The sequence below is a fragment of the Mycobacterium sp. AMU20-3851 genome (genome assembly GCF_043974665.1).
Lineage (GTDB): Bacteria > Actinomycetota > Actinomycetes > Mycobacteriales > Mycobacteriaceae > Mycobacterium.
The window spans coordinates 633,914-655,898 of the sequence record NZ_CP146371.1; the positions used below are offsets into that span (position 1 = coordinate 633,914).

A 21,985-nucleotide genomic window follows, 5' to 3' on the forward strand; every position below is an offset into this window, starting at 1 on the left:
CAGGTCATTTCCCTTCCAGGACGGCGACGATGTTCTGTTGCAGCGCAGGGCCGCTGGTGGCGTGCGCGAGCACGCGCCGCGCCGAACCGTCGAAGATGTGCTGCGCGGCGAAGCCGATGCGCTCCAGCCCGGCCGAGAACATCGGGTTCGCGGCGAGCACGCCACCGGAGGGGTTGATCTTCGTCGACGACGGCAGCCCGATCGCCTCGGTGAGGATCAACTGCTGATGGGTGAACGGCGCGTAGATCTCGGCGACGTCGATGGAGCCGACATCGCCTCCGGTGGCCGCGGCCGCCGAGGCTGCGGTCGACGGTGACGTGGTCAGGTCGCGGGCACCCAGGATCGGGGTCTCGATGCGATGCTCGATTCCCGTTATCCAGGCCGGGTTTTCGCGCAGTTCCCTGGCTCTGTCCCCGGCGGCCAGCACGATCGCCGACGCACCGTCGGTGATGGGGGCGATGTCATGGCGACGCAGCGGGTCGGCGAAGAACGGTTGGGACAGCAGGTCACTGATGGACCCGGTGACCTCAACCCTGTCGGTGCGACCGCCCGCGGCGTAGGAATCCAGCGCAACCTGGGCCATCTGCTCGGCGGTCCACTTCCCGGCATCCAACCCGGCCCGGGCCTGCAACCCCGCCATCGACACCGAATCCGGCCACAGCGGAGCCACCGTATACGGGTCGGTCTGCAGTGCGAGCACGCGGCGCAGGATGCCCGCCGAGGACTTGCCGAACCCGTAGACCAGCGCGGTCTCGACCTGGCCGGTGAGCAGCTTGATGTAGGCCTCGTACAGGGCCCAGGCCGCATCCATCTCCACGTGGCTCTCGTTGATCGGCGGGATCGCGCCGATCGAGTCGATCGCCGAGATGAACGAGAAGGCCCGCCCGGCAAGGTAATCCGAAGACCCCGAGCACCAGAATCCGATATCGGTCTGTTTGATGCCCAGCTCGTCATAGAGCTTGTGGAAACACGGCATCAGCATCTCGACGCCGTTGGTGGTCCCGTCGGTGCGACGGACGTGGGGCGCGTGCGCGAAGCCCACGACTGCGATATCAGTCATTTCAGTGCAAGCCCTTTACAGGTGGTGCTTGTAGGAGTCGTAGTCGGCATCCGGTTCGCCGGTGGGCTTGAAGTAGTCGATGTTGTCGATACCCAGACCCCACTCTTCGCGCGGTTTCCACACCGCCTGCACCCGCATCCCCATCCGCACGTCGGCCGCGTCGATCTCGGTGACCAGGTGCAGGAACGGGATGTCGGCGCCGTCGAGCAGCACGTAGGCCGCCACGTAGGGCGGCTTGATCCGCTGCCCCGGGAACGGGATGTTGATCACCGCGAAGGTGGTGACGGTGCCCTTGTCCGGCAGCTCGATGAACTCGTCGAGCGCCAGGCCGGTGGCCGGATCGGCCTCCTTGGGCGGGAAGTACACCTTGCCGGGCTGTCCGTCCCGGCCCTTGCCGGTCCGCCCGCCCAACAGCTTGCCCTCCTGCAGCGCCTTGAGGAATGTCGTCTCCGGCAGGGATGCGGTGTGCTGGATCTCGATGAAGCTCGGCGTCACCTGCACGGTGACCGGGTCCCGGTCATCGGAACCGGAGGACGGCTCTACCGATTCCTCCTGGTCACCCAGCAGGAAGTACGCGATATCGGTGATCGCACCCACCGGCTCGTCGACCCAGTGCGCATGTACCCGGTCGCCGGTCTTGATGTCGGCGGCGGCTTCGACCTTGACGGCGTGCAGCAGCGGGGTGTCGGCGCCGTCCAGCAGGATCAGCGCCCAGGCGAACGGCCGGTCCAACGGCTGGCCCGGCAGCGGGGTCGACTGCCACGTCCAGGACTGCACGGTGCCGACCGCGCTGACCGGCACCACCTCGGTCAACGCCTGGTAGGTGACGGGGTCATACTCTGCGGGGGGTACGTGCACCCGGCCATCCGAGCCGCGTACGCCGAGGATGCGTCGCTCGCGCAGGGCGGTGAAGAACTGGGACAGGAGCGGTCCGACTGAACGGGTGTAGTCGAAAGCGAGCTTCAGTGGCGCCGAGAGGGGCCGCTCATGCTCGTCGATCTGCACCGGGCTGCTTTGGCCTGTGGTCACAGCATCGAGTAGAACAGGTTCTAAGAATGGTTTCAACCACGGGTCTGGAGGACGGCAAATGAAGTTGGGTCTGCAACTCGGATACTGGGGGGCCAAGCCTCCGACCGACCACGCCGAACTCGTCGCCACGGCCGAGGCCGAGGGTTTCGACACCGTGTTCACCGCCGAGGCGTGGGGATCGGACGCGTACACGCCGCTGGCCTGGTGGGGTCGGGAAACCACACGCCTGCGTCTGGGCACCTCGGTGGTCCAGCTCTCGGCGCGCACACCCACCGCCTGCGCGATGGCGGCCCTGACGCTCGATCACCTCTCCGGCGGCCGGCACATCCTGGGCCTCGGAGTGTCCGGCCCACAGGTCGTGGAGGGCTGGTACGGCGCGAAATTCCCGAAACCGCTGGCGCGCACCCGCGAGTACGTCGACATCCTGCGCCAGGTGTGGGCCCGGGAGGCGCCGGTGCACAGCGACGGCCCGCACTACCCGCTGCCGCTGACCGGAGAGGGCACCACCGGGCTGGGCAAGAACCTCAAGCCGATCACCCACCCACTGCGTGCCGACATCCCGGTGATGCTGGGTGCCGAAGGACCGAAGAACGTCGCGCTGGCCGCCGAGATCTGCGACGGCTGGCTGCCGATCTTCTATTCGCCGCGGATCGCGGGGATGTACAACGAATGGCTCGACGAGGGCTTCGCCCGCCCGGGCGCGCGTCGCACCCGGGAGACGTTCGAGATCTGCGCGACCGCGCAGGTCGTGGTGACCGACGACCGGCCGGCGATCATGGAGCTGATGAAGCCGCACCTGGCCCTCTACATGGGCGGTATGGGCGCCGAGGACACCAACTTCCACGCCGACGTCTACCGCCGGATGGGTTACGGCGAGGTGGTCGACGACGTCACCAAGCTGTTCCGCAGCGACCGCAAAGACGAAGCGGCCACAGTCATCCCGGACGAGCTGGTCGACGATTCGGCGATCGTGGGCAACCTGGACTACGTCAAGGAACAGATCAAGGCCTGGGAGGCGTCGGGCGTGACCATGATGGTGGTCGGCGCGCGGTCCACCCAGCAGATCAAGGACCTCGCCGCGCTGGTCTGAGGCCCTGGGTAGACACTTCCTTGCCAGGTGTCTACCGCGGGTCCTAGATTGGGCGGCGTGACCGACGCCACATCTCAATACGCGATCGCGGGCGAGACCGTGACCATGCCCGTGCGGATCCGCCGGGCCAGCCAGCACATGGCGATGTTCTCGGTGGACGCCGATGCCGCGCAGCGGATGATCGACTACAGCGGGTTGCAGGTGTGCCGGTTCCGGCCGCGCCGCGCCGCCGTGATCCTGATGCTGATGCACTACATCGACGGCGATCTCGGGCCCTACCTGGAGTACGGCACCAACGTCATGGTGAACCCGCCGGGATCGGACGCCTCGGGTGTGCGCGCGCTGCGCGACGCCGCGGCGTTCATCCATCACCTGCCGGTCGACGGTGAGTTCACCATGGCGGCCGGGCGCAAGATCTGGGGATACCCGAAAGTGTTGGCGGACTTCACCGTTCGCGGTGCGAGCAATCCAGCCGGGGTTCGAGATGGGCAGAATTTCGGTTTCGACGTCGCCATCGACGGTGAGCATGCGGTGAGCATGGAGTTCAGCAAGGGCCTGCCGGCTCCGTCGGCGCTGACGTCCAAACCGCAGGTCCACCCCACCTACTCACATCTGGACGGGGTCACCCGCGAGACCGCCGGGCAGATGACGCTCTCGGGGGTGCGGTATCGCCCGGGTGGGGTGCGGATACGGCTGGGTGCGCATCCGATCGGTCGCGATCTCGCAGCGCTCGGATTGCCCAAACGCGCGCTGTTCTCGAGTTCCGCCGAGAACGTCGAAATGACATTCGGTGACGCCAAGGAGATCCGGTGACCCAGGTTCTGCCCGACACCAAACCGGATGTGGATCTCGCCGACGGCCGGTTCTACGCCGACGGCAACGCCCGGGCGGCGTACGCCTGGATGCGCGCCCACGAACCGGTGTTCCGGGACCGCAACGGACAGGCCGCCGCCGCCAGCCACGCCGCGGTGCTCGACGCGGAGCGCAACCCCGAGCTGTTCTCCAGCGCCGGCGGTATCCGGCCCGACCAGCCCGGTATGCCCTACATGATCGACATGGACGACCCGGCACATCTGTTGCGGCGCAAGCTCGTCAACGCCGGCTTCACGCGCAAGCGGGTGATGGACAAGCTGGAATCGATCGGGAACCTGTGCGACACCCTGATCGACGCGGTGTGCGAGAAGGGTGAGGCCGACTTCGTCCGCGACATCGCCGCGCCGCTGCCGATGGCCGTGATCGGCGACATGCTCGGAGTCCTGCCCGAGGAACGCGAGATGCTGCTGACGTGGTCGGATGATCTGGTGTGCGGGCTGTCCTCGCACCTGGACGAGACTGCCATCGCGAAGCTGATGGACACCTTTGCCGCGTACACCGCATTCACCATGGACGTGATCACCAAGCGGCGGGCCGACCCGACCGATGACCTGTTCTCGGTATTGGTGAACTCCGAGGTCGAGGGGCAGCGGATGGACGATCAGGAGATCGTCTTCGAGACTCTGCTGATCCTCATCGGCGGTGACGAGACCACCCGGCACACCCTCTCCGGCGGCACCGAGCAGCTGCTCCGGCATCAGGATCAGTGGGCCCAGCTTGTCGACGACGGCGAGAAGCTCCCCGGCGCCATCGAGGAGATGCTGCGCTGGACCTCGCCGGTGAAGAACATGTGTCGCACGCTGACTGCCGACACCGAGTTCCACGGGGCCCGGCTGCGCAAGGACGAGAAGATCATGCTGATGTTCGAGTCCGCGAACTTCGACGAGGAGGTGTTCGGCGACCCGGAGACTTTCCGCATCGACCGCAACCCCAACAACCACGTCGCGTTCGGTTTCGGCACGCACTTCTGCCTGGGTAACCAGCTCGCCCGCCTGGAACTGAAGATCATGCTCGACAGGGTGCTGCGGCGGCTGCCCGACCTGCGACTGGCTGACGAGAATATGCTGCCGCTGCGGCCGGCCAACTTCGTCAGCGGCCTGGAGACCATGCCGGTGATCTTCACTCCGACACCGAAAGTGCTCGGCTAGCGGCCGCGGATGGCCCAAGATGAGGTGATGTCCGCACCAGCAGCGACCTCGTCGGCGGCGCAGACCCGCCGCGCCATCTGGAACACCATCAGGGGGTCCTCGGGCAACCTGGTCGAGTGGTACGACGTCTACATCTACTCCGTCTTCGCCACCTACATCGAGAAGCAGTTCTTCGATGAGTCCGACGAGAATTCGTTGATCTATGTGTGGGCGATCTTCGCGATCACCTTCCTGATGCGGCCCGTCGGCTCCTGGTTCTTCGGCCGGTACGCCGACCGGCGCGGCCGGCGCGCGGCGCTCACCGTCAGTGTGTCGCTGATGGCGGCCTGTTCGATGGTGATCGCACTGGTCCCGTCCCAAACCAGCATCGGCGTCGCCGCGCCCGTCATCCTGATCCTGGCGCGCCTGCTCCAGGGTTTCGCGACCGGCGGTGAGTACGGGACGTCGGCCACCTACATGTCGGAGGCCGCCACGCGGGAGCGCCGTGGTTTCTTCTCGTCCTTCCAGTACGTGACGCTGGTGGGTGGGCATGTGCTCGCGCAATTCACCCTGCTCGTGCTGGACACTCTGCTCACCGACGAGCAGTTGCACGAATTCGGTTGGCGCATCGGCTTTGCCATCGGCGGTGTGGCCGCCGTGGTGGTGTTCTGGCTGCGCCGTTCGATGGACGAGTCGCTGTCCGAGGACCAGCTGGCGGCGGTGGCGGCGGGACAGGACACCAGTTCGGGCTCGATGCGGGAACTGCTCACCCGCTACTGGCGGCCGCTGCTGCTGTGCTTCCTGATCACCCTCGGCGGCACCGTCGCGTTCTACACCTACAGCGTCAACGCCCCGGCCATCGTCAAGGCCACGTACAAGGATGCGGCGATGACGGCCACCTGGATCAACCTGATCGGGCTGATCTTCCTGATGTTGCTGCAGCCGGTCGGCGGCATGATCAGCGACCGGGTGGGTCGCAAACCGTTGCTGCTGTGGTTCGGGTTCGGTGGCCTGGTCTACACGTACGTGCTGATCACCTACCTGCCGCAGACACATTCACCGTTCATGTCGTTCCTGCTGGTGGCGGTCGGCTACGTCATCCTGACCGGGTACACCTCGATCAACGCCCTGGTGAAATCGGAGCTCTTCCCCGCGCACGTGCGCGCGCTCGGCGTGGGAGTCGGTTACGCGCTGGCGAATTCGATGTTCGGTGGCACCGCGCCGCTGATCTACCAGGCGCTCAAGGCACGCGACCAGGTGCCGCTGTTCATCGGCTATGTCACCGTGTGCATCGCGGTGTCGCTGGTGGTGTACCTGTTCTTCCTGAAGAACAAGTCGAGCACCTACCTCGACCGGGAGAAGGGCGAGGCGTTTCTCCGGTGATGCGCGGAGTCCCAACCGTCCTGATGACGGTTGAGACTCCGCAAATCGCTACTTCATCTGGAAGTTGGGCGATCGCTTCTCGGCGAACGCCCGCGGGCCTTCCTTGGCGTCATCGGAGAGGAACACCGGGATGCCGTTGGCGGTGTCGGGCTTGAACGCGTCGTTCTCGTGCATGCCCTCGGTCTCGCGGATGGTCTTCAGGATGGCCTGCACGGCCAGTGGACCGTTGTTGTTGATCACCTCGGCGATCTCCAGCGCCTTGTCCAGCGCGGTGCCGTCGGGCACCACGTGGCCGATCAGCCCATACTCCAGGGCCTGGGCGGCGGTGATGTGCCGTCCGGTCAGCAGCATGTCGCAGGCGATGGTGTACGGGATCTGGCGCACCAGCCGGACCGCCGAGCCGCCCATCGGGTACAGGCTCCACTTGGCCTCGGAGATGCCGAACTTGGCGCTCTCGCCGGCCACCCGGATGTCGGTGCCCTGCAGGATCTCGGTGCCGCCGGCGATGGCCGGTCCCTCGACCGCGGCGATCAGCGGCTTGGTCAGGCGACGCCCCTTCAGCAACCCGTCGATGCGCGACGGGTCGTAGCTGCCGTCCTTGAACGAATCACCCGGCGGCTTCTTGGTCGCGCCCTTGAGATCCATGCCCGCGCAGAAGTAGCCGCCGGCGCCGGTGAGGATGCAGGTGCGGATCTCCGGGTCGTTGTCGACGCGGTCCCAGGCCTCGACCATTATCGAGAGCATCTCGCTGGAGAGCGCGTTGCGCCGCTCCGGCCGGTTCAGCGTCAGGATCAGGGTGTGTCCGCGCTGCTCAATGAGGGCGTCGGGCCCTTTTTCGGTGTCTTTTTCCTCGCTCACAGACCGTCTGCCTCCATGCGTTCTCGACCCGGACTTGTCACGAAATGTAACACGTTCTAGTTTAGGTTCTGTGGCTCTGAATATTGCGGACCTTGCCGAGCACGCCATCGACGCCGTGCCTGACCGTGTCGCCCTCATCTGCGGCGACGAAACCATCACCTATGCGCAGTTGGAGGAGAAGGCCAACCGGCTGGCTCACTACCTACTGGACCAGGGCGTCAAGAAGGACGACAAGGTCGGTCTGTACTGCCGCAACCGGATCGAGATCGTGATCGGCATGCTCGGCATCATCAAGGCCGGCGCGATCCTGGTCAACGTCAACTTCCGCTATGTCGAGGGCGAACTGAAGTACCTGTTCGACAACTCGGACATGGTCGCGCTGATCCACGAGCGGCGCTACGCCGACCGGGTGGACAACGTGCTGCCCGAAACCCCGAACGTCAAGACCGTCCTGGTCGTCGAGGACGGCAGCGACGACGACTTCGCCCGCTACGGCGGCGTGCCGTTCGAGGAGGCGCTGGCCCAGGGGTCCCCGGAACGCGACTTCGGACCGCGCAGCGAGGACGACATCTACCTGCTCTACACCGGCGGCACCACCGGGTTCCCCAAGGGCGTCATGTGGCGCCACGAGGACATCTACCGGGTGCTCTTCGGCGGCACCGATTTCGCCACCGGCGAGCCCATCGCCGACGAGTACGACCTGTCCCGGCAGGCCAAGGAAAACGCGCCGATGGTGCGGCTGCCCATCCCGCCGATGATCCATGGCGCCACCCAGTCGGCCACCTGGATGGCGCTGTTCTCCGGCCAGACCACCGTGCTGACACCGGAATTCAACGCCGACGAGGTCTGGCAACTGATCCACGAACACAAGGTCAACCTGCTGTTCTTCACCGGCGACGCGATGGCCCGGCCCTTGCTGGACTCGCTGCTGGCCCACCAGGACAAGGGCAAGGAATTCGACCTGTCCAGCCTCTTCCTGCTTGCCAGCACCGCCGCGCTGTTCTCCACCAGCCTCAAGGAGAAGTTCCTCGAGCTGCTGCCCAACCGCGTCATCACCGACTCGATCGGCTCCTCGGAGACCGGGTTCGGCGGCACCAGCATCGTGGCCAAGGGCCAGTCGCACACCGGCGGCCCGCGGGTGACCATCGACAAGAACACCAAGGTCCTCGACGAGGACGGCAACGAGGTCGTGCCCGGCTCGGGGGTGCGCGGCATCATCGCCAAGTGCGGGCACATCCCGGTGGGCTACTTCAAGGACGAGAAGAAGACCGCGGAAACCTTCAAGACCTTCAACGGTATTCGGTACGCGATCCCGGGTGACTACGCCGAGGTCGAGGCCGACGGCAGCGTGACCATGCTGGGCCGCGGGTCGGTGTCGATCAACTCCGGTGGCGAGAAGATCTACCCCGAAGAGGTCGAGGCTGCGCTCAAGGGCCACCCTGACGTGTTCGACGCGCTGGTCGTCGGCGTGCCGGACGAGCGTTTCGGCCAGCATGTCGCCGCGGTCGTGCAGCCCCGCGAGGGTACCCGCCCGACGCTGGCCGAGTTGGATGCCCACGTCCGTACCGAGATCGCCGGATACAAGGTGCCCCGCAGCCTCTGGCTGGTCGACGAGGTGAAGCGCTCACCCGCCGGCAAGCCCGACTACCGCTGGGCCAAGGACACCACCGAAGAGCGGGCCGCCGATGACGTGCACGCCAACCATGCAGGAGCCAGGTAGTTGTCAGGGCTAGCGAAAGCGACGGGATAAACAACCATGAAGACCGAACTGTGCGAACGATTCGGGATCGAATACCCGATCTTCGTGTTCACCCCGTCGGAGAAGGTGGCCGCCGCGGTCAGCAAGGCCGGCGGTCTCGGCGTGCTCGGCTGCGTGCGGTTCAACGACGCCGATGACCTGGAGAACGTCCTGCAGTGGATGGACAACAACACCGACGGTAAGCCCTACGGTGTCGACATCGTGATGCCCGCCAAGGTGCCCACCGAGGGGACCAGCGTCGACATCGACAAGCTGATTCCGCAGACGCATCGCGACTTCGTTGCGAAAACCCTTGCCGATCTGGGTGTCCCGCCGTTGCCCGAGGACGACGAGAAGTCCGAAGGTGTGCTGGGCTGGCTGCATTCGGTGGCTCGCAGCCACGTCGAGGTGGCGCTGCAACACCCGATCAAGCTGATCGCCAATGCGCTGGGTTCGCCGCCGAAGGACGTCATCGATCAGGCGCACGCCGCCGGCGTCCCGGTCGCCGCGCTGGCCGGTAGCGCCAAACATGCGCTGCGCCACGTCGAGAACGGCGTCGACATCGTCGTCGCACAGGGCCACGAGGCCGGCGGGCACACCGGGGAGATCGGCTCGGTGGTCCTGTGGCCGGAGATCGTGGACGCCCTCGACGGCAGGGCCCCGGTGCTCGCCGCCGGCGGGATCGGCACCGGCCGCCAGGTGGCCGCCGCGCTCGCCCTCGGTGCGCAGGGCGTGTGGATGGGCTCGGCGTTCCTGACCTCGGCCGAGTACGACCTCGGTGTGCGGCAGGCCTCCGGCGTCTCCACCATCCAACAGGCCATGCTGGACGCCACCTCCGCAGACACCGTGCGGCGCAAGATCTACACCGGTAAGCCGGCCCGACTGCTCAAGAGCCGCTGGACCGATGCCTGGGACGCCGAGGGTGCCCCCGAGCCGCTGCCGATGCCGCTGCAGAACATCCTCGTCAGCGAGGCGCATCAGCGGATGAACCAGTCCGTCGATCCGACCGCCGTCGCCATGCCGGTGGGCCAGATCGTGGGCCGGATGAACGAGATCCGCCCGGTCGCCGACATCATCGCCGATCTGGTCAGCGGCTTCGAGTCGGCCACCAAGCGCCTGGACGGAATCGCCGAAAGCTAGACGCCGAGATCGACGAACGGGCGGGACTGTCCTGGGCAGTTTCCCGCCCGTTTGTTCGTTCGGGCGGTGGTGTTGAATCGGTGTGATGACCGGGCGGCCGCGCGACACCTCGATCGACGAGCGGGTGCTCGCGGTGACGCGCGAACTCCTCGTCGAAGTGGGCTGGGATGGTCTCAGCCTTCGGGTGGTGGCGGCCCGGGCCGGGGTGGGCCGGGCCAGCCTGAACCGTCGCTGGTCGTCGAAGGCCGAACTGGTGCTGCACGCCATTCTCGGTGAATCCCCGGACATGTCACCGTTTTCCGGCACCGATCTGACCGGCTGGATCGAGTGGGTGGTCCGGGGCAGTCATCAGTTGTTCGGCCGTCCCGACGTCCGGGCGGCGGTGCCGGGTCTGCTGCTGGCACTGCAGGAGAACGAGGCGCTGCGCAGATCGTTGTGGGCCGGGTTCAGTGGCCCGGCGATCGGGTTGTTCGCCGAACAGGGGTACGGCGCCGAGTTGGACGCCCGGGCGGCACTGGCCATGGCGGCCGGTTCGGCACTGCTGATCCACACCGTGGCCGTCGAGGCCGATTCCCCCGAACTTCGGGACCGACTGGTCGCATTGCTGACCGCGGCGGTGGGCGGTTCAGCGTCGGAATGACTCCAGGATGGCCTGCTGCGGTGACCGCCAGCCGTCCATGCCCAGGTCGGTGAGCGTGGCCGCATCGTCGGTCGGGGTGGCCGCGGTGAGCAGCATGGCCGCCTCGTAGCTGATCCCGTCGCCCAGCGGAAGAACCCGGCCCGCGACATCGGAGATCCACCCGATACCCCGGAAGAGCCCGGGGGAGAGCGGGATTCGCCTGATGCGCTTACCGGATCCGCGTTCCAGCGTGTCGATCATCTCGTTGAAGGACACCATCACGCCGCCGCACACGTAGCGCCGGGGTCCGCGGCCGGGCCGCATCAGCCGGCTGTGCACTTCGGCGACGTCGCGCACGTCGACCATCTGCATGCCGCCGGGCATCCGGGGCGCTGCTCCGCCGGCCACGATCGGCGCCCAGCCGCGTTCGGTGACTCCGGCGGCGGTGTGGAACGCCGGGCCGACGACACTGGATGGGTACGTCACGACCACCGGCGCGCCCCGGGTCTGCAGCGTGCGTGCCGCGCGGTCGGCGTAGGCCTTGGTCTGGGCGTACGGGCTGCGGCCCGGGGCGGGCGGGGTATCTGCGGTGATGACGCCGTCCGGCGGCGGGAACAGCGCGCTGTAGCTGCTCACCGAGACGATCGGGTCCAGCCCGGCCTCGGCGGCCCGAGTCAGCACCGCCTCGGTGGCGTGGGCATTGATCTCCCACATCAGGGCTTCCCGGCGTCGGTCGGTGCCGACCACCCCGGCGGCGTGGATCACGGCATCGCAGCCGTCGAGCAGAGCGGTGATGGTCGCCGCGTCACGGATGTCGCCGGCCAGGATGCTCAGGTCGCCGAGGGCCTGCAGGTGCGGGATGACCGCATCCTCTCCGGGGGCGACGAGCAGATGGACCTGGTGGCCGGCCTCCAGCAGTCCCTTGACGGTGTGGGCGCCGAGATAGCCGGTCCCGCCGGTCATTGCGATGCGCATGGTCGCCTTTCGAGTCCGGACCTGATTACGGTGCCAATGGTATCGAAAGGATCCGCTGCGGTTGCCGCCCGGTGATGGACGCCGAGCGCATCGTGTTGGTCAGATGGAGCGGCTCACCGGTGCCGGGACGGTCGGCCGGCTGCTACCGATACACCGTGTCGCCGTACAACGAAGCCGGCGCCCCCGCGAAAGCCGCAGTCCGCAGGCCCCGTCCGCAGCCGTGGCAGAGGCCCTTCCAGCACGGCCCAGTCAGGGCGTGATGACGGTCTCGGCGTCGATGACATCGGTTGCGGCACTGACGATATCGGCCTGTTCCTCGGTCCCGTCGGCGTTGAGTTGCAGCACGTAGAGACCGTCGCCGCCCTCGATCACGACGGTCTTCTGGGCGACGATCTTGGTCAGACCGTCTTGGCTCCAGGTGCCGCCGAGCTGAAAGGCCGGGAACTCGCCCAGCGTGCTGAACGTCCCGTCGCTCCAACCCTCGTACCCGGGCAGATTCTGCAGTTCCCCGCCGGCCAGTTCGAGGATCACCTGCGGGTCGACGTCGCCGTCCAGTCGCGACACCAGAGCGACGATGCTCGGCGGGTACTCGGCGGCCTCCGGCCCGGTGTAGACCATTGCGCCGTAGGCCCATTCGGGCGTGTCCGCGCCGGCATCCGTCCAGCCGTCGGGGAACGGTAGGTCGATGGTCGGTGCACCCGGGTCGCCGCGCTTGACGGGGGTCTCCTGGATCCCGTTCGCCTGGATATAGCTGGCGATGGTGTCATGCGGGCCCGCCGTATCCTCTTCCCGCGGAGCGACTTTGGGCCTGCTCGTCGGTGGCGTGGATTCACGTGCCTGCGAGGTCTGAGCCGGGGCGCCCGCCTTCGGGGTGCCCTCGATGGTCCTGGTGTCTGCTCCGCAGCCGGACAGTGCCAGACCCATGGCCAGCGCCGCGACCCCGGCAATCACGGATATTCTCATCGTCACTCCTCCGGCCGGGACAGTGTCGCTGATGGCAAACACTTTCGTGATCAAACCTGTCCGGAAGCGTATCCGACGTGAACCCCTCACGTCGTGGGTAGAACTACCCAGACGGGCCACCCGGGCCCAGGGTGTACCGGCCGGACTCGGGATGGCGGTACCAGCCGCCCGCGGCGTGCGTGCCACCGTCGACGTGGATGGTCTGCCCCGTCACGTAACTCGACAGATCCGAGGCCAGGAAGACGGCCGCACCGGCCATCTCGTCGACGTGCCCGCCCCGGCCCAGCGGGACCATCCGACCGGCCCGGCTCAGGGCCTGCGGCCCGGACATCTGCGCCAATCCCTCGGTCACGGTGAAATCCGGCGCCAGGCCGTTGACCCGGATGCCGTGTTCGGCCAGTTCCAGCGCCGCGGTCTGGGTGTAGTTGATGACGCCCGCCTTCGCCGCGGCGTAGGCGGCATACCCGGGCGCGGCGCGGACGCCTTCGATCGAGGTCACGTTGATGATGCTGCCGCCGTGACCGGCCGCGACCATCACCCGGGCGACCCGTTGCGTGCACAGCAGGACATGCCGGAGGTTGCTCCGGTACAACGCATCCCAGCCGTTCTCCGAGGTCTCCAACAGCGGGGAGGCGAAGGTGCCGCCGGCATTGTTCACCAGGATCTGCACCGGCCCGAGTTGCTCCACGGTGCGAGCCAGCGCCGCGTCCACAGCAGTCGCGTCCCGGACGTCGGTGACCAGACCCAGCCCGTCGATGTCCGCCGCCGCCGCGGCGCAGGTCGTCTCATCGCGTTCCCAGACGGCCACCCGGGCGCCGAATGCTGCCAGTCCCGCGGCGATACCGCGGCCGATACCGGCGCCGCCGCCGGTGACGACGGCGACCCGTCCCTGCAGGGATATCGCGGACGGGTCGAGCGGCATCAGCGAACTGTAACCGGGTACACCGGATCTGCGCAGTCGGTTCCCTGCGCGGACAGTTCGCGTTTGAGCACCTTGAACGTCTCCGTGCGGGGCAGGGTGGTACACACCCGCACGAACGACGGCCACTGCTTGGGGCCCAGGTCGGGCTGCCCGGCCAGGAAATCCCGGAAGCCGTCGATGTCGAACACCGCACCACCGGCCGGTACCACCGCGGCCATCACCTGATCGCCCACCGTGGGGTCCGGGATCGGGTAGACGGCCACCTCGGCGATGTCATTGTGCCGCAGCAGGATCCGCTCGATCGGAGCGGTGCCCAGGTTTTCGCCGTCCACCCGCATCCAGTCGCCGAGGCGGCCGGCGAAGTAGATGTAACCGGCCTCGTCGCGGTAGGCCAGGTCCCCGGTGTGGTAGACGCCGCCGGCCATCCGCTCGGCCTCGGCGCCGGGGGAGTTGTAGTAGCCACGAAACCAACCGGGACCAGTCGGATTGACCAGTTCGCCGACAACCCCGGGCGGGCACGGTTGGCCGGTCGCCACATCCAGGATGGCCACCTCGTCGGTCAACGGTCCCAGCGATCCGTCCGGGGTGTCGGGGGTGCGGGCGATGGCCACACCGCCCTCGGTGGACCCGAACCCGTCCACCACCCGGACGTCGAACCGGGCGGCGAAGCGGGTCAGATCGCGGGGTGCGCCCTCGTTGCCGTACAGGAATTTCAGCGGGTTGTCCGCGTCGTCGGGGAGTTCGGGTGTGGCCAGGATGTAGGACAGCGGCTTGCCGACGTAGTTGGCGTAGGTGGCGTTGTAGCGGCGCACGTCCGGGATGAACTGGGATGCGGAGAACTTGCGCCGCAATGCGATCGAGGCTCCCGCCGCGGCGGCCACCGCCCAGCCGGCCATGATCGCGTTCGAGTGGAACAACGGCATGGCCAGATAGCAGGTGTCCGCGGGGCCGAGCCCGAAGCGCTGCGCCAGCATCCGTCCGGGGAAGGCCACCTTGTCGTGGGTCACCCGGACCGCCTTGGGTTCACCGCTGGTGCCCGAGGTGAAGATCAGCATGAACAGATCGTCGGGGGCGATGTCGGCGAAGCGCACCGGCGCACCGGCGTGCGCGGCCAACTCCGCCGCCCACTGCGCAGACCCGACGTCGATGAACTCGACACCGTCGGGCACCACGCTCGGGTCGTCGGTGAGGACCAACTGGCAATCGGCGCGGCCGATGTCGGAGGCCAGCGCGCCGCCACGCCGGGTCGGGTTGAGTCCGACCGGAACCAGCCCCCGCAGACCCGCCGCCACCAACAACGTGGAAAAGAAGGCGGTGTTGCCCAGCAGTGCGCCGATATGCGGCGGCCGTGACGGATCCAGCCGGGCGCTCAGCGCGGCCGCCAGCGCAGCTCCGTCCGCGATGTGGTCACGCCAGCTGGTGAACGAACCTTCTTCGTGCACACCGCGGTCGGTGACGTCGACCAACGGTGCCAACAACTCGGTGACGGTGGGCCCGCCGGGTTCGGTCATCGATCAGACGGGCGTGTCGGCCAGTTCGCGACCGATGCGCAGCAGCTGCCCGGTGGCCGACCCGAGCGCGAACTCGGTCTGCTTGGCGGCCAGGAAGTACCGGTGGATCGGGTGGTCCATGTCGATGCCGACGCCGCCGTGCACGTGCACCGCGGTGTGGGCGATCCGGTGGCCGGCGTCGGCCGCCCAGAAGGCGGCACTGGCCACATCGACATCGGCGGGCAAGTTCTCGGACAACCGCCAGGCGGCCTGGGTCAGCGTGGACCGCAGCGCCTTGACGTCGATGTAGCCGTCGGCCAGCCGCGCGGACACCGCCTGGAAGCTACCGATGGGTCGGTCGAACTGTTCGCGCTCGCGCGCGTACAGGGCGGTCAGTTCCAGGGCGCGCTCCAGTACGCCGAGCTGGAAAGCGCTGCGGCCCAAGGCATGATGGAGGGTCAGCCAGTCTGCTACTTCCGCGCCGCCGACGACCCGGGCGGCGTCGACCGTGGTCCCGCTGAGTTCCAGGTGCCCGACGGTGCCGTGGCCGGTGGTGTCCAGGGTGCTCAGTGTGACGCCGGGATCGTCCTTGGTCACCAGGAAGACCTGGGTGCCGTTCTCGGTGTCGGCCGGCACCAGATAGGCGTCGGCCACCGGGCCGTAGGCGATCTGGGTGCGGGTGCCGGTCAGCTTGAACCCCCCGGCATCCTGCTGGGCCTGAACCGGACCCTGGCCCATCTCGCCATCCAGGGCCACCGCCAGGACGGTGGTTCCGTTGACCGCCGGGACCGCCCATTCCTGTTGCAGCGCTTCGGAGCCGAATTCGGCCAGCGCCCCGGCGGCGAGCACCGCGGACTCCAGATACGGGACCGCTGCGAGTTGGCGACCCAGCGCGGTGAGCACCGCGGTCTGCTCCAGTACGCCGAAACCGCCGCCGCCCAGGGCCTCCGGTGCCGCGGTGGACAGGATGTCGGCCTCGCTCAGCTTGGCCCACAGGTCGCGGTCGAATCGCTCGTCGAGCCCGTCGAGCACGCGCTGGTGTTCGGGGGTGACGATCGATTCGGTGATGGTGCGGACCAGGCCGCCCAGATCGACGGACGCCTCGGTGGGGGTGAAGTCCATGTGAAGTCTCCTCTTACCGGTTCACTCGGGGCAGGCCGAGCGCAACCATGCCGATGATGTCGCGCTGGATCTCGTTGGTGCCGCCGCCGAAAGTCAGGATCAGGCAGGAGCGGTGCATCCGCTCGATCCGTCCACGCAGCAGCGCGCCGGGCGTGCCGGCCCGCAGGGTGGCCGAGGTGCCCAGCACCTCCATCAGCAGGCGGTAGGCCTCGGTGGCCAACTCGGTGCCGAACACCTTGGCCGCGGACGCGTCGGCCGGGGACGGGGCGGCGTCCTCGGTGGAGGCCAGTTCCCAGTTGATGAGCTTGAGTACCTCGGCCTTGGCGTGCACCCGGGCCAGGTTGAGCTGGACCCATTCGGAGTCGATGACCCGCTTGCCGTGCACGTCCTTGGTGTTCTGCGCCCATTCGCGAACCCCGTTGAGGGCGACGAAGATCGGCTGTGCGGATACCAGGGCGACACGTTCGTGGTTGAGCTGGTTGGTGACCAGCTTCCAGCCGGCGTTCTCCTCGCCGACCAGTGCTGTCTTGGGCACCCGGACGTCTTGGTAGTAGGTCGCGCTGGTGTCCACCCCGGACACGGTGTGCACCGGGGTCCAGGAGAAGCCCTCGGCGCTGGTCGGGACGATGAGCATGGAGATGCCGCGGTGCTTCTTGGCCTCTTGGTTGGTGCGCACCGCCAACCACACGTAATCCGCGTAGGCGATCAGCGAGGTCCACATCTTCTGACCGTTGATGACGTAGTCGTCCCCGTCGCGTACCGCCGTGGTGCGCAGCGAGGCGAGGTCGGTGCCCGCGCCCGGCTCCGAGTAACCGATGGAGAAATGCAGTTGGCCGGCGGCGATCTTGGGCAGGAAGAACGACTTCTGTTCCTCGGTGCCGAAATGCATGATCGTCGGCGCCACGCTGTTGATGGTCAGGAAGGGCACCGGCACGTTGGCAATGGCGGCTTCGTCGTTGAAGATCAGCCCGTCCATCGGCGGGCGGGCCTGGCCGCCGTACTCCTTGGGCCAGGACAGGGTGAGCCAGCCGTCCTTGCCCATCTGCTCGACCGTCTCGCGGTAGACGTTCCCCCGGCCCATCTCACCGTCGCTGGCCGCCAGTGCCTCGGCCCGCTCGGGCGTCATCAGTTCGGTGAAGTAGGACCGCAGCTCGCGGCGCAACTCCTCCTGCTCGGCGGTGTAACCGATCCGCATGGCGACGTCCTGTCTGTCGAGGGTGTTTCCGGGCGCCGGCAATGCGTGGGGCCACCCGGCCATGACTCTCGTTGTAACACGTTCTAGTCTTGCGGTCCAGGACGGTAGCGATAGCCTGCACATGGGCACACAGCCCGTGCCCGGTTCGCGAGGAGGTTCTGATGCATATCGAAGTCGACCGTGACCGCTGCGAAGGAAACGCAGTCTGTCTCGGCATCGCCCCCGACCTGTTCGATCTCGACGACGACGACTACGCCGTCGTGAAAATCGACCCGGTGCCCGCCGACCAAGAGGCCCTGGCCGAACAGTCCGTAGCCGAATGCCCCCGGGCAGCCCTGATCCGCAGAGACTAGAGGTATTCATAACCGTGTCCCCAACAGCAGCGAACGAGAACGCGATCGACCTGTCCGGAAAGGTCGCGGTGGTCACCGGCGCGGCCGCCGGCCTCGGCCGGGCCGAAGCCATCGGATTGGCCCGCGCCGGTGCGACGGTCGTGGTCAACGACATGGCGGGGGCACTCGACAAGTCCGACGTGCTGGCCGAGATCGAGGCGGCCGGGTCCAAGGGCATCGCGGTGCCCGGTGACATCAGCGCGCGCAGCACGGCGGACGAACTCGTGGAGACCGCGGACCGGCTCGGCGGTCTGGGCATTGTGGTCAACAATGCCGGCATCACCCGGGACAAGATGCTGTTCAACATGTCCGACGAGGACTGGGACGCGGTCATCGCCGTGCACCTGCGCGGGCACTTCCTGCTGACCCGCAACGCCGCGGCGTACTGGAAGGCCAAGGCCAAGGACTCGGCCGACGGTCAGGTGTACGGCCGGATCGTGAACACCTCCTCGGAGGCCGGGTTGGCCGGACCGGTGGGGCAGGCCAACTACGGCGCCGCCAAGGCGGGGATCACCGCGCTGACGCTGTCGGCGGCGCGCGGGCTGAGCCGTTACGGGGTGCGCGCCAACGCCATCGCCCCCCGGGCGCGGACCGCGATGACCGCGGGCGTCTTCGGTGACGCGCCGGAACTGTCCGACGGGCAGATCGATGCGCTGTCGCCCGAGCACGTCGTCACGCTGGTCGCGTACCTGTCCTCGCCGGCTGCCGACGCGGTCAACGGCCAGCTGTTCATCGTGTACGGGCCGACGGTCACATTGGTCGCCGCCCCGGTGGTCGCCGAGCGCTTCGACGCCGGTGCGGACGCCTGGGAGCCGGCCGCGTTGAGCGCGACGCTGAGTGAGTACTTTGCTGCGAGGGACCCGGAAACGGGATTCTCCGCCACCGCTCTAATGGGTTCTTAATCTGAGAGAACCGCTTTACCGGGCGGCTCGGACTGGCTAGAACACGTTCTAAAAGAGTGGTAAATAGATGCGCCGTGACCAGCATAAATGCCGGTTCACCACGAAGATTGCCGTTCTTTGACACTGTGAACGTGTTCTAGTTAGTATGAGCCCGCTCACTAACCGCAGTATGCAGACGTGGGGCGGAAAGACCGCCGGGCCGGACGGATTACCGATATTGTCGGGTTCTTCGCCAGTCCGGGATGGCAGCCCCGTTCGAGAATGGAGTCGAGGTTGATCGAACAGCTTGCGGCTCCGGCTCGGGCCGTGGGTGGGTTCGTCGAGATGACCATCGACACGTTCGTCAAGATGTTCCGGCGGCCGTTCCAGTTCCGCGAATTCCTCGACCAGACCTGGATGATCGCCCGCGTCTCCTTGATCCCGACGCTGTTGGTCTCGATCCCGTTCACCGTGCTGGTCGCCTTCACGCTCAACATCCTCTTGCGGGAGCTCGGCGCGGCCGACCTCTCCGGCGCGGGCACCGCATTCGGCACCGTCACCCAGCTGGGCCCGGTGGTCACCGTGCTGGTGGTCGCCGGCGCCGGCGCCACCGCGATCTGCGCCGATCTCGGTGCCCGCACCATCCGCGAGGAGATCGACGCGATGCGGGTGCTGGGCATCGACCCGATCCAGCGCCTGGTGGTTCCCCGCGTCCTCGCCTCCACCTTCGTGGCACTGCTGCTCAACGGACTGGTCTGCGCGATCGGTCTGGCCGGCGGCTATGTCTTCTCGGTCTTCCTGCAGGGCGTCAACCCGGGCGCATTCATCAACGGGCTCACCGTGCTGACCGGTTTGGGTGAACTCCTGCTCGCCGAGGTGAAGGCGATGCTCTTCGGTGTGGTCGCCGGCCTGGTCGGCTGCTACCGCGGACTGACCGTGCAGGGCGGGCCCAAGGGTGTGGGCATCGCCGTCAACGAGACCGTGGTCTACGCCTTCATCTGCCTGTTCGTCATCAACGTCATCATGACCGCCGTCGGCGTCCGGATCCTGGATCAGTAGGCAAGCATGAGTTATGACGCGACACTGCGGCTGCGCAGATTCTTCAGGGGCGTACCCCGCGCCGTGGACACCGTGGGCGAGCAGGCCCTGTTCTACGGCGAGTCGGTGCGGTACATCCCCAACGCGATCACCCGCTACCGCAAGGAGACCATCCGGCTGGTGGCCGAGATGACCATGGGCGCAGGCGCACTGGTCATGATCGGCGGGACCGTCGGCGTCGCGGCCTTCCTGACCCTGGCGTCGGGCGGCGTCATCGCCGTGCAGGGCTACTCGTCGCTGGGCAACATCGGCATCGAGGCGTTGACCGGCTTCCTGTCCGCCTTCCTCAACGTCCGCATCGTCGCACCGGTGATCGCCGGCATCGCCCTGGCCGCCACCATCGGCGCCGGCACCACCGCGCAGCTGGGCGCGATGCGGGTCGCCGAGGAGATCGATGCCGTCGAAGCGATGGCCGTACATGCGGTGTCGTACCTGGTGTCCACCCGGATCGTCGCCGGGCTCATCGCGATCGTCCCGCTGTACTCGCTGTCGGTGCTGGCGGCGTTCTTCGCCGCCCGATTCACCACGGTGTTCATCAACGGGCAGTCCGCGGGTCTGTACGACCACTACTTCAACACCTTCCTGATCCCGAGCGACCTGCTGTGGTCATTCCTGCAGGCGATCGTCATGGCGATCGCGGTGATGCTGGTGCATACCTACTACGGCTACACCGCCTCCGGCGGACCGGTCGGCGTGGGCATCGCCGTCGGCCAGGCCGTGCGCACCTCGCTGATCGTCGTCGTCACCATCACCCTGTTGATCTCGCTCGCCGTCTACGGCGCGTCCGGCAACTTCAATCTCTCGGGGTAAGGCCAGATGTCAGACGGAGCAGCCAAACGCAGTCACGTCAGGATCGCCGCCGCGATCATGGCGGTTGTGGTGGCGGCCGCGGTGGTGTTCACCTACCTCTTCTATACGGCCGCGTTCACGCCGACCGAGACCGTGACGGTGACGTCCCAGCGGGCCGGCCTGGTGATGGAGACCGACGCCAAGGTGAAGTACCGCGGCATCCAGATCGGCAAGGTCAGCAAGATCGAGTACGCCGGCGATCAGGCCAAGCTGACGCTGGGCATCGACCGGGGCCAGATGCGCTACATCCCGTCCAACGCCGTGGTGAAGATCGGCGGCACCACCATCTTCGGCGCCAAGTCGGTGGAGTTCCTGCCACCGGAGGAGCCGACCGGCAGCTCGCTGCGGCCGGGCACCCACATCCAGGCCCAGGGCGTGCAGCTCGAGGTCAACACCCTGTTCCAGACGCTGACCGATGTGCTGGCGAAGGTCGATCCGATCAACCTGAACGCCACCGTCACCGCCTTGGCCGAGGGACTGCGCGGCAACGGTGAGGACCTGGGCGTCATGCTGTCCGGGCTCAACGGTTACCTGCAGCAGATCAACCCCAAACTGCCGACCCTGCAGGACGACTTCCGCAAGGCGGCCGTCGTTGCCGGCATCTACGGTGACGCCGGGGCGGACCTGGCCACCGTCTTCGACAACGCGCCCAGCCTGTCGAACACGCTGATCGACCAGCAGGACAACCTCAATGCCACCCTGCTCGCCGCCACCGGTCTGGCCGAGAACGGCACCGCCACACTGGAACCCGGCGCCGACGATTACATCGCCGCGATCCAGCGGCTGCGCGCCCCGCTGAAGGTGGCCGGCGAGTACTCCCCGATGATCGGTTGCACTCTGAAGGGCACCAGCAAGGCGATCGACACGTTCGCGCCGGTCATCGGCGGGACCCGACCCGGTCTGTACGTGAACTCGAACTTCCTGCCCGGCTCCCCGGTCTACACCTATCCGGAAAGCCTGCCCATCGTGAACGCCACCGGCGGACCGAACTGCCGGGGCTTGCCGGACATGCCGTCCAAGCAGTACGGCGGCTCGTGGTTCCGCTCGCAGTTCCTGGTCACCGACAACGCCTATGTGCCGTTCCAGCCGAACACCGAGCTGCAATTCAACGCACCCTCGACGCTCCAGTTTCTGTTCAACGGCGCGTATGCGGAACGGGATGATTTCTGATGAGCGCTTGC

21 protein-coding genes are annotated in these 21,985 nt (G+C 67.2%); 12 read left to right on the forward strand and 9 right to left on the reverse strand.

Annotation, left to right across the window (positions count from 1 at the left end):
• Positions 1-4 precede the first annotated feature (4 nt).
• Positions 5-1,060: a thiolase domain-containing protein gene (locus V4U86_RS03080; RefSeq protein ID WP_395309830.1), complete on the reverse strand. Its 1,056-nt coding sequence runs from the start codon at positions 1,058-1,060 to the stop codon at positions 5-7.
• A gap of 15 nt (positions 1,061-1,075) precedes the next feature.
• Positions 1,076-2,089, reverse strand: a complete 1,014-nt coding sequence (locus tag V4U86_RS03085; protein WP_395309831.1) for a Zn-ribbon domain-containing OB-fold protein — start codon at positions 2,087-2,089, stop codon at positions 1,076-1,078.
• 58 nt (positions 2,090-2,147) lie between these two features.
• Here V4U86_RS03085 and V4U86_RS03090 point away from each other — a divergent pair, with 58 nt between their 5' ends.
• The 4 genes from V4U86_RS03090 to V4U86_RS03105 all read left to right on the forward strand — a co-directional run bounded on the left by V4U86_RS03090 (position 2,148) and on the right by V4U86_RS03105 (position 6,562).
• Positions 2,148-3,179 (forward strand): LLM class F420-dependent oxidoreductase, encoded by a 1,032-nt coding sequence (locus tag V4U86_RS03090; RefSeq protein ID WP_395309832.1) that lies wholly within the window; start codon positions 2,148-2,150, stop codon positions 3,177-3,179.
• 105 nt (positions 3,180-3,284) lie between these two features.
• Positions 3,285-3,992, forward strand: a complete 708-nt coding sequence (locus V4U86_RS03095) for an acetoacetate decarboxylase family protein (RefSeq protein ID WP_395311899.1) — start codon at positions 3,285-3,287, stop codon at positions 3,990-3,992.
• Positions 3,989-5,200 carry a cytochrome P450 gene (locus tag V4U86_RS03100; RefSeq protein ID WP_395309833.1) on the forward strand — a complete coding sequence of 404 codons (1,212 nt, stop codon included), beginning with the start codon at positions 3,989-3,991 and terminating at the stop codon, positions 5,198-5,200. The genes V4U86_RS03095 and V4U86_RS03100 overlap by 4 nt, the downstream gene beginning before the upstream one ends.
• 27 nt (positions 5,201-5,227) lie before the next feature.
• Positions 5,228-6,562, forward strand: a complete 1,335-nt coding sequence (locus V4U86_RS03105) for an MFS transporter (protein ID WP_395309834.1) — start codon at positions 5,228-5,230, stop codon at positions 6,560-6,562.
• Positions 6,563-6,610: 48 nt separating this feature from the next.
• Here V4U86_RS03105 and V4U86_RS03110 read toward each other — a convergent pair whose 3' ends face one another.
• A complete protein-coding gene (locus V4U86_RS03110) occupies positions 6,611-7,420 on the reverse strand; it encodes a crotonase/enoyl-CoA hydratase family protein (protein WP_395309835.1) in 810 nt (269 codons plus the stop codon).
• A 34-nt stretch (positions 7,421-7,454) separates the two neighbouring features.
• Between V4U86_RS03110 and V4U86_RS03115 the strand changes: the two genes are divergently transcribed.
• From V4U86_RS03115 to V4U86_RS03125, 3 genes are all read left to right on the forward strand, one after another.
• Positions 7,455-9,140, forward strand: a complete 1,686-nt coding sequence (locus V4U86_RS03115; protein WP_395311900.1) for an acyl-CoA synthetase — start codon at positions 7,455-7,457, stop codon at positions 9,138-9,140.
• Between the two features lie 36 nt (positions 9,141-9,176).
• Positions 9,177-10,298 (forward strand): NAD(P)H-dependent flavin oxidoreductase, encoded by a 1,122-nt coding sequence (locus tag V4U86_RS03120; protein ID WP_395309836.1) that lies wholly within the window; start codon positions 9,177-9,179, stop codon positions 10,296-10,298.
• Between the two features lie 85 nt (positions 10,299-10,383).
• Positions 10,384-10,938 carry a helix-turn-helix domain-containing protein gene (locus V4U86_RS03125; RefSeq protein ID WP_395309837.1) on the forward strand — a complete coding sequence of 185 codons (555 nt, stop codon included), beginning with the start codon at positions 10,384-10,386 and terminating at the stop codon, positions 10,936-10,938.
• Here the strand turns inward: V4U86_RS03125 and V4U86_RS03130 are convergent.
• The 6 genes from V4U86_RS03130 to V4U86_RS03155 form a co-directional block, all read right to left on the reverse strand.
• Positions 10,924-11,892 carry an NAD-dependent epimerase/dehydratase family protein gene (locus V4U86_RS03130; protein WP_395309838.1) on the reverse strand — a complete coding sequence of 323 codons (969 nt, stop codon included), beginning with the start codon at positions 11,890-11,892 and terminating at the stop codon, positions 10,924-10,926. The two genes, V4U86_RS03125 and V4U86_RS03130, sit on opposite strands and share 15 nt — an antisense overlap.
• A gap of 249 nt (positions 11,893-12,141) precedes the next feature.
• Positions 12,142-12,855 carry an LpqN/LpqT family lipoprotein gene (locus V4U86_RS03135; protein ID WP_395309839.1) on the reverse strand — a complete coding sequence of 238 codons (714 nt, stop codon included), beginning with the start codon at positions 12,853-12,855 and terminating at the stop codon, positions 12,142-12,144.
• A 103-nt stretch (positions 12,856-12,958) separates the two neighbouring features.
• The gene (locus tag V4U86_RS03140; RefSeq protein WP_395309840.1) at positions 12,959-13,777 is read right to left on the reverse strand and encodes an SDR family NAD(P)-dependent oxidoreductase; all 819 of its coding nucleotides are present in this window, start codon (positions 13,775-13,777) and stop codon (positions 12,959-12,961) included.
• Positions 13,777-15,288, reverse strand: a complete 1,512-nt coding sequence (fadD17, locus tag V4U86_RS03145) for a long-chain-fatty-acid--CoA ligase FadD17 (RefSeq protein WP_395309841.1) — start codon at positions 15,286-15,288, stop codon at positions 13,777-13,779. Before fadD17 ends, V4U86_RS03140 begins: the two co-directional genes overlap by 1 nt.
• Positions 15,289-15,291: 3 nt before the next feature.
• A complete protein-coding gene (locus tag V4U86_RS03150) occupies positions 15,292-16,389 on the reverse strand; it encodes an acyl-CoA dehydrogenase family protein (RefSeq protein ID WP_395309842.1) in 1,098 nt (365 codons plus the stop codon).
• A gap of 13 nt (positions 16,390-16,402) precedes the next feature.
• Entirely contained in the window at positions 16,403-17,584 is a 1,182-nt protein-coding gene (locus tag V4U86_RS03155) for an acyl-CoA dehydrogenase family protein (protein ID WP_395311901.1), read from the reverse strand.
• Positions 17,585-17,745: 161 nt separating this feature from the next.
• Here V4U86_RS03155 and V4U86_RS03160 point away from each other — a divergent pair, with 161 nt between their 5' ends.
• The 5 genes from V4U86_RS03160 to V4U86_RS03180 all read left to right on the forward strand — a co-directional run bounded on the left by V4U86_RS03160 (position 17,746) and on the right by V4U86_RS03180 (position 21,974).
• Positions 17,746-17,937 (forward strand): ferredoxin, encoded by a 192-nt coding sequence (locus V4U86_RS03160; protein ID WP_395309843.1) that lies wholly within the window; start codon positions 17,746-17,748, stop codon positions 17,935-17,937.
• A gap of 14 nt (positions 17,938-17,951) precedes the next feature.
• Entirely contained in the window at positions 17,952-18,878 is a 927-nt protein-coding gene (locus V4U86_RS03165; protein ID WP_395309844.1) for a 3-oxoacyl-ACP reductase, read from the forward strand.
• A 273-nt stretch (positions 18,879-19,151) separates the two neighbouring features.
• Positions 19,152-19,916: an MlaE family ABC transporter permease gene (locus tag V4U86_RS03170; RefSeq protein ID WP_395309845.1), complete on the forward strand. Its 765-nt coding sequence runs from the start codon at positions 19,152-19,154 to the stop codon at positions 19,914-19,916.
• A 6-nt stretch (positions 19,917-19,922) separates the two neighbouring features.
• Positions 19,923-20,765, forward strand: coding sequence for an MlaE family ABC transporter permease (locus V4U86_RS03175; protein WP_395309846.1), 843 nt, complete (start codon positions 19,923-19,925; stop codon positions 20,763-20,765).
• 6 nt (positions 20,766-20,771) lie between these two features.
• The gene (locus V4U86_RS03180) at positions 20,772-21,974 is read left to right on the forward strand and encodes an MCE family protein (protein WP_395309847.1); all 1,203 of its coding nucleotides are present in this window, start codon (positions 20,772-20,774) and stop codon (positions 21,972-21,974) included.
• The last annotated feature ends 11 nt before the right edge of the window (positions 21,975-21,985 follow it).

Bases quoted from the DNA above. Each gene is read 5' to 3' on its own strand.
- V4U86_RS03080 (WP_395309830.1), bottom strand. From the start codon at position 1,060: ATGACTGATATCGCAGTCGTGGGCTTCGCGCACGCGCCCCACGTCCGT.
- V4U86_RS03090 (WP_395309832.1), top strand. From the start codon at position 2,148: ATGAAGTTGGGTCTGCAACTCGGATACTGGGGGGCCAAGCCTCCGACC.
- V4U86_RS03095 (WP_395311899.1), top strand. From the start codon at position 3,285: ATGCCCGTGCGGATCCGCCGGGCCAGCCAGCACATGGCGATGTTCTCG.
- V4U86_RS03105 (WP_395309834.1), top strand. From the start codon at position 5,228: ATGTCCGCACCAGCAGCGACCTCGTCGGCGGCGCAGACCCGCCGCGCC.
- V4U86_RS03120 (WP_395309836.1), top strand. From the start codon at position 9,177: ATGAAGACCGAACTGTGCGAACGATTCGGGATCGAATACCCGATCTTC.
- V4U86_RS03125 (WP_395309837.1), top strand. From the start codon at position 10,384: ATGACCGGGCGGCCGCGCGACACCTCGATCGACGAGCGGGTGCTCGCG.
- V4U86_RS03130 (WP_395309838.1), bottom strand. From the start codon at position 11,892: ATGCGCATCGCAATGACCGGCGGGACCGGCTATCTCGGCGCCCACACC.
- V4U86_RS03135 (WP_395309839.1), bottom strand. From the start codon at position 12,855: ATGAGAATATCCGTGATTGCCGGGGTCGCGGCGCTGGCCATGGGTCTG.
- V4U86_RS03140 (WP_395309840.1), bottom strand. From the start codon at position 13,777: ATGCCGCTCGACCCGTCCGCGATATCCCTGCAGGGACGGGTCGCCGTC.
- fadD17 (WP_395309841.1), bottom strand. From the start codon at position 15,288: ATGACCGAACCCGGCGGGCCCACCGTCACCGAGTTGTTGGCACCGTTG.
- V4U86_RS03150 (WP_395309842.1), bottom strand. From the start codon at position 16,389: ATGGACTTCACCCCCACCGAGGCGTCCGTCGATCTGGGCGGCCTGGTC.
- V4U86_RS03155 (WP_395311901.1), bottom strand. From the start codon at position 17,584: ATGCGGATCGGTTACACCGCCGAGCAGGAGGAGTTGCGCCGCGAGCTG.
- V4U86_RS03160 (WP_395309843.1), top strand. From the start codon at position 17,746: ATGCATATCGAAGTCGACCGTGACCGCTGCGAAGGAAACGCAGTCTGT.
- V4U86_RS03175 (WP_395309846.1), top strand. From the start codon at position 19,923: ATGAGTTATGACGCGACACTGCGGCTGCGCAGATTCTTCAGGGGCGTA.
- V4U86_RS03180 (WP_395309847.1), top strand. From the start codon at position 20,772: ATGTCAGACGGAGCAGCCAAACGCAGTCACGTCAGGATCGCCGCCGCG.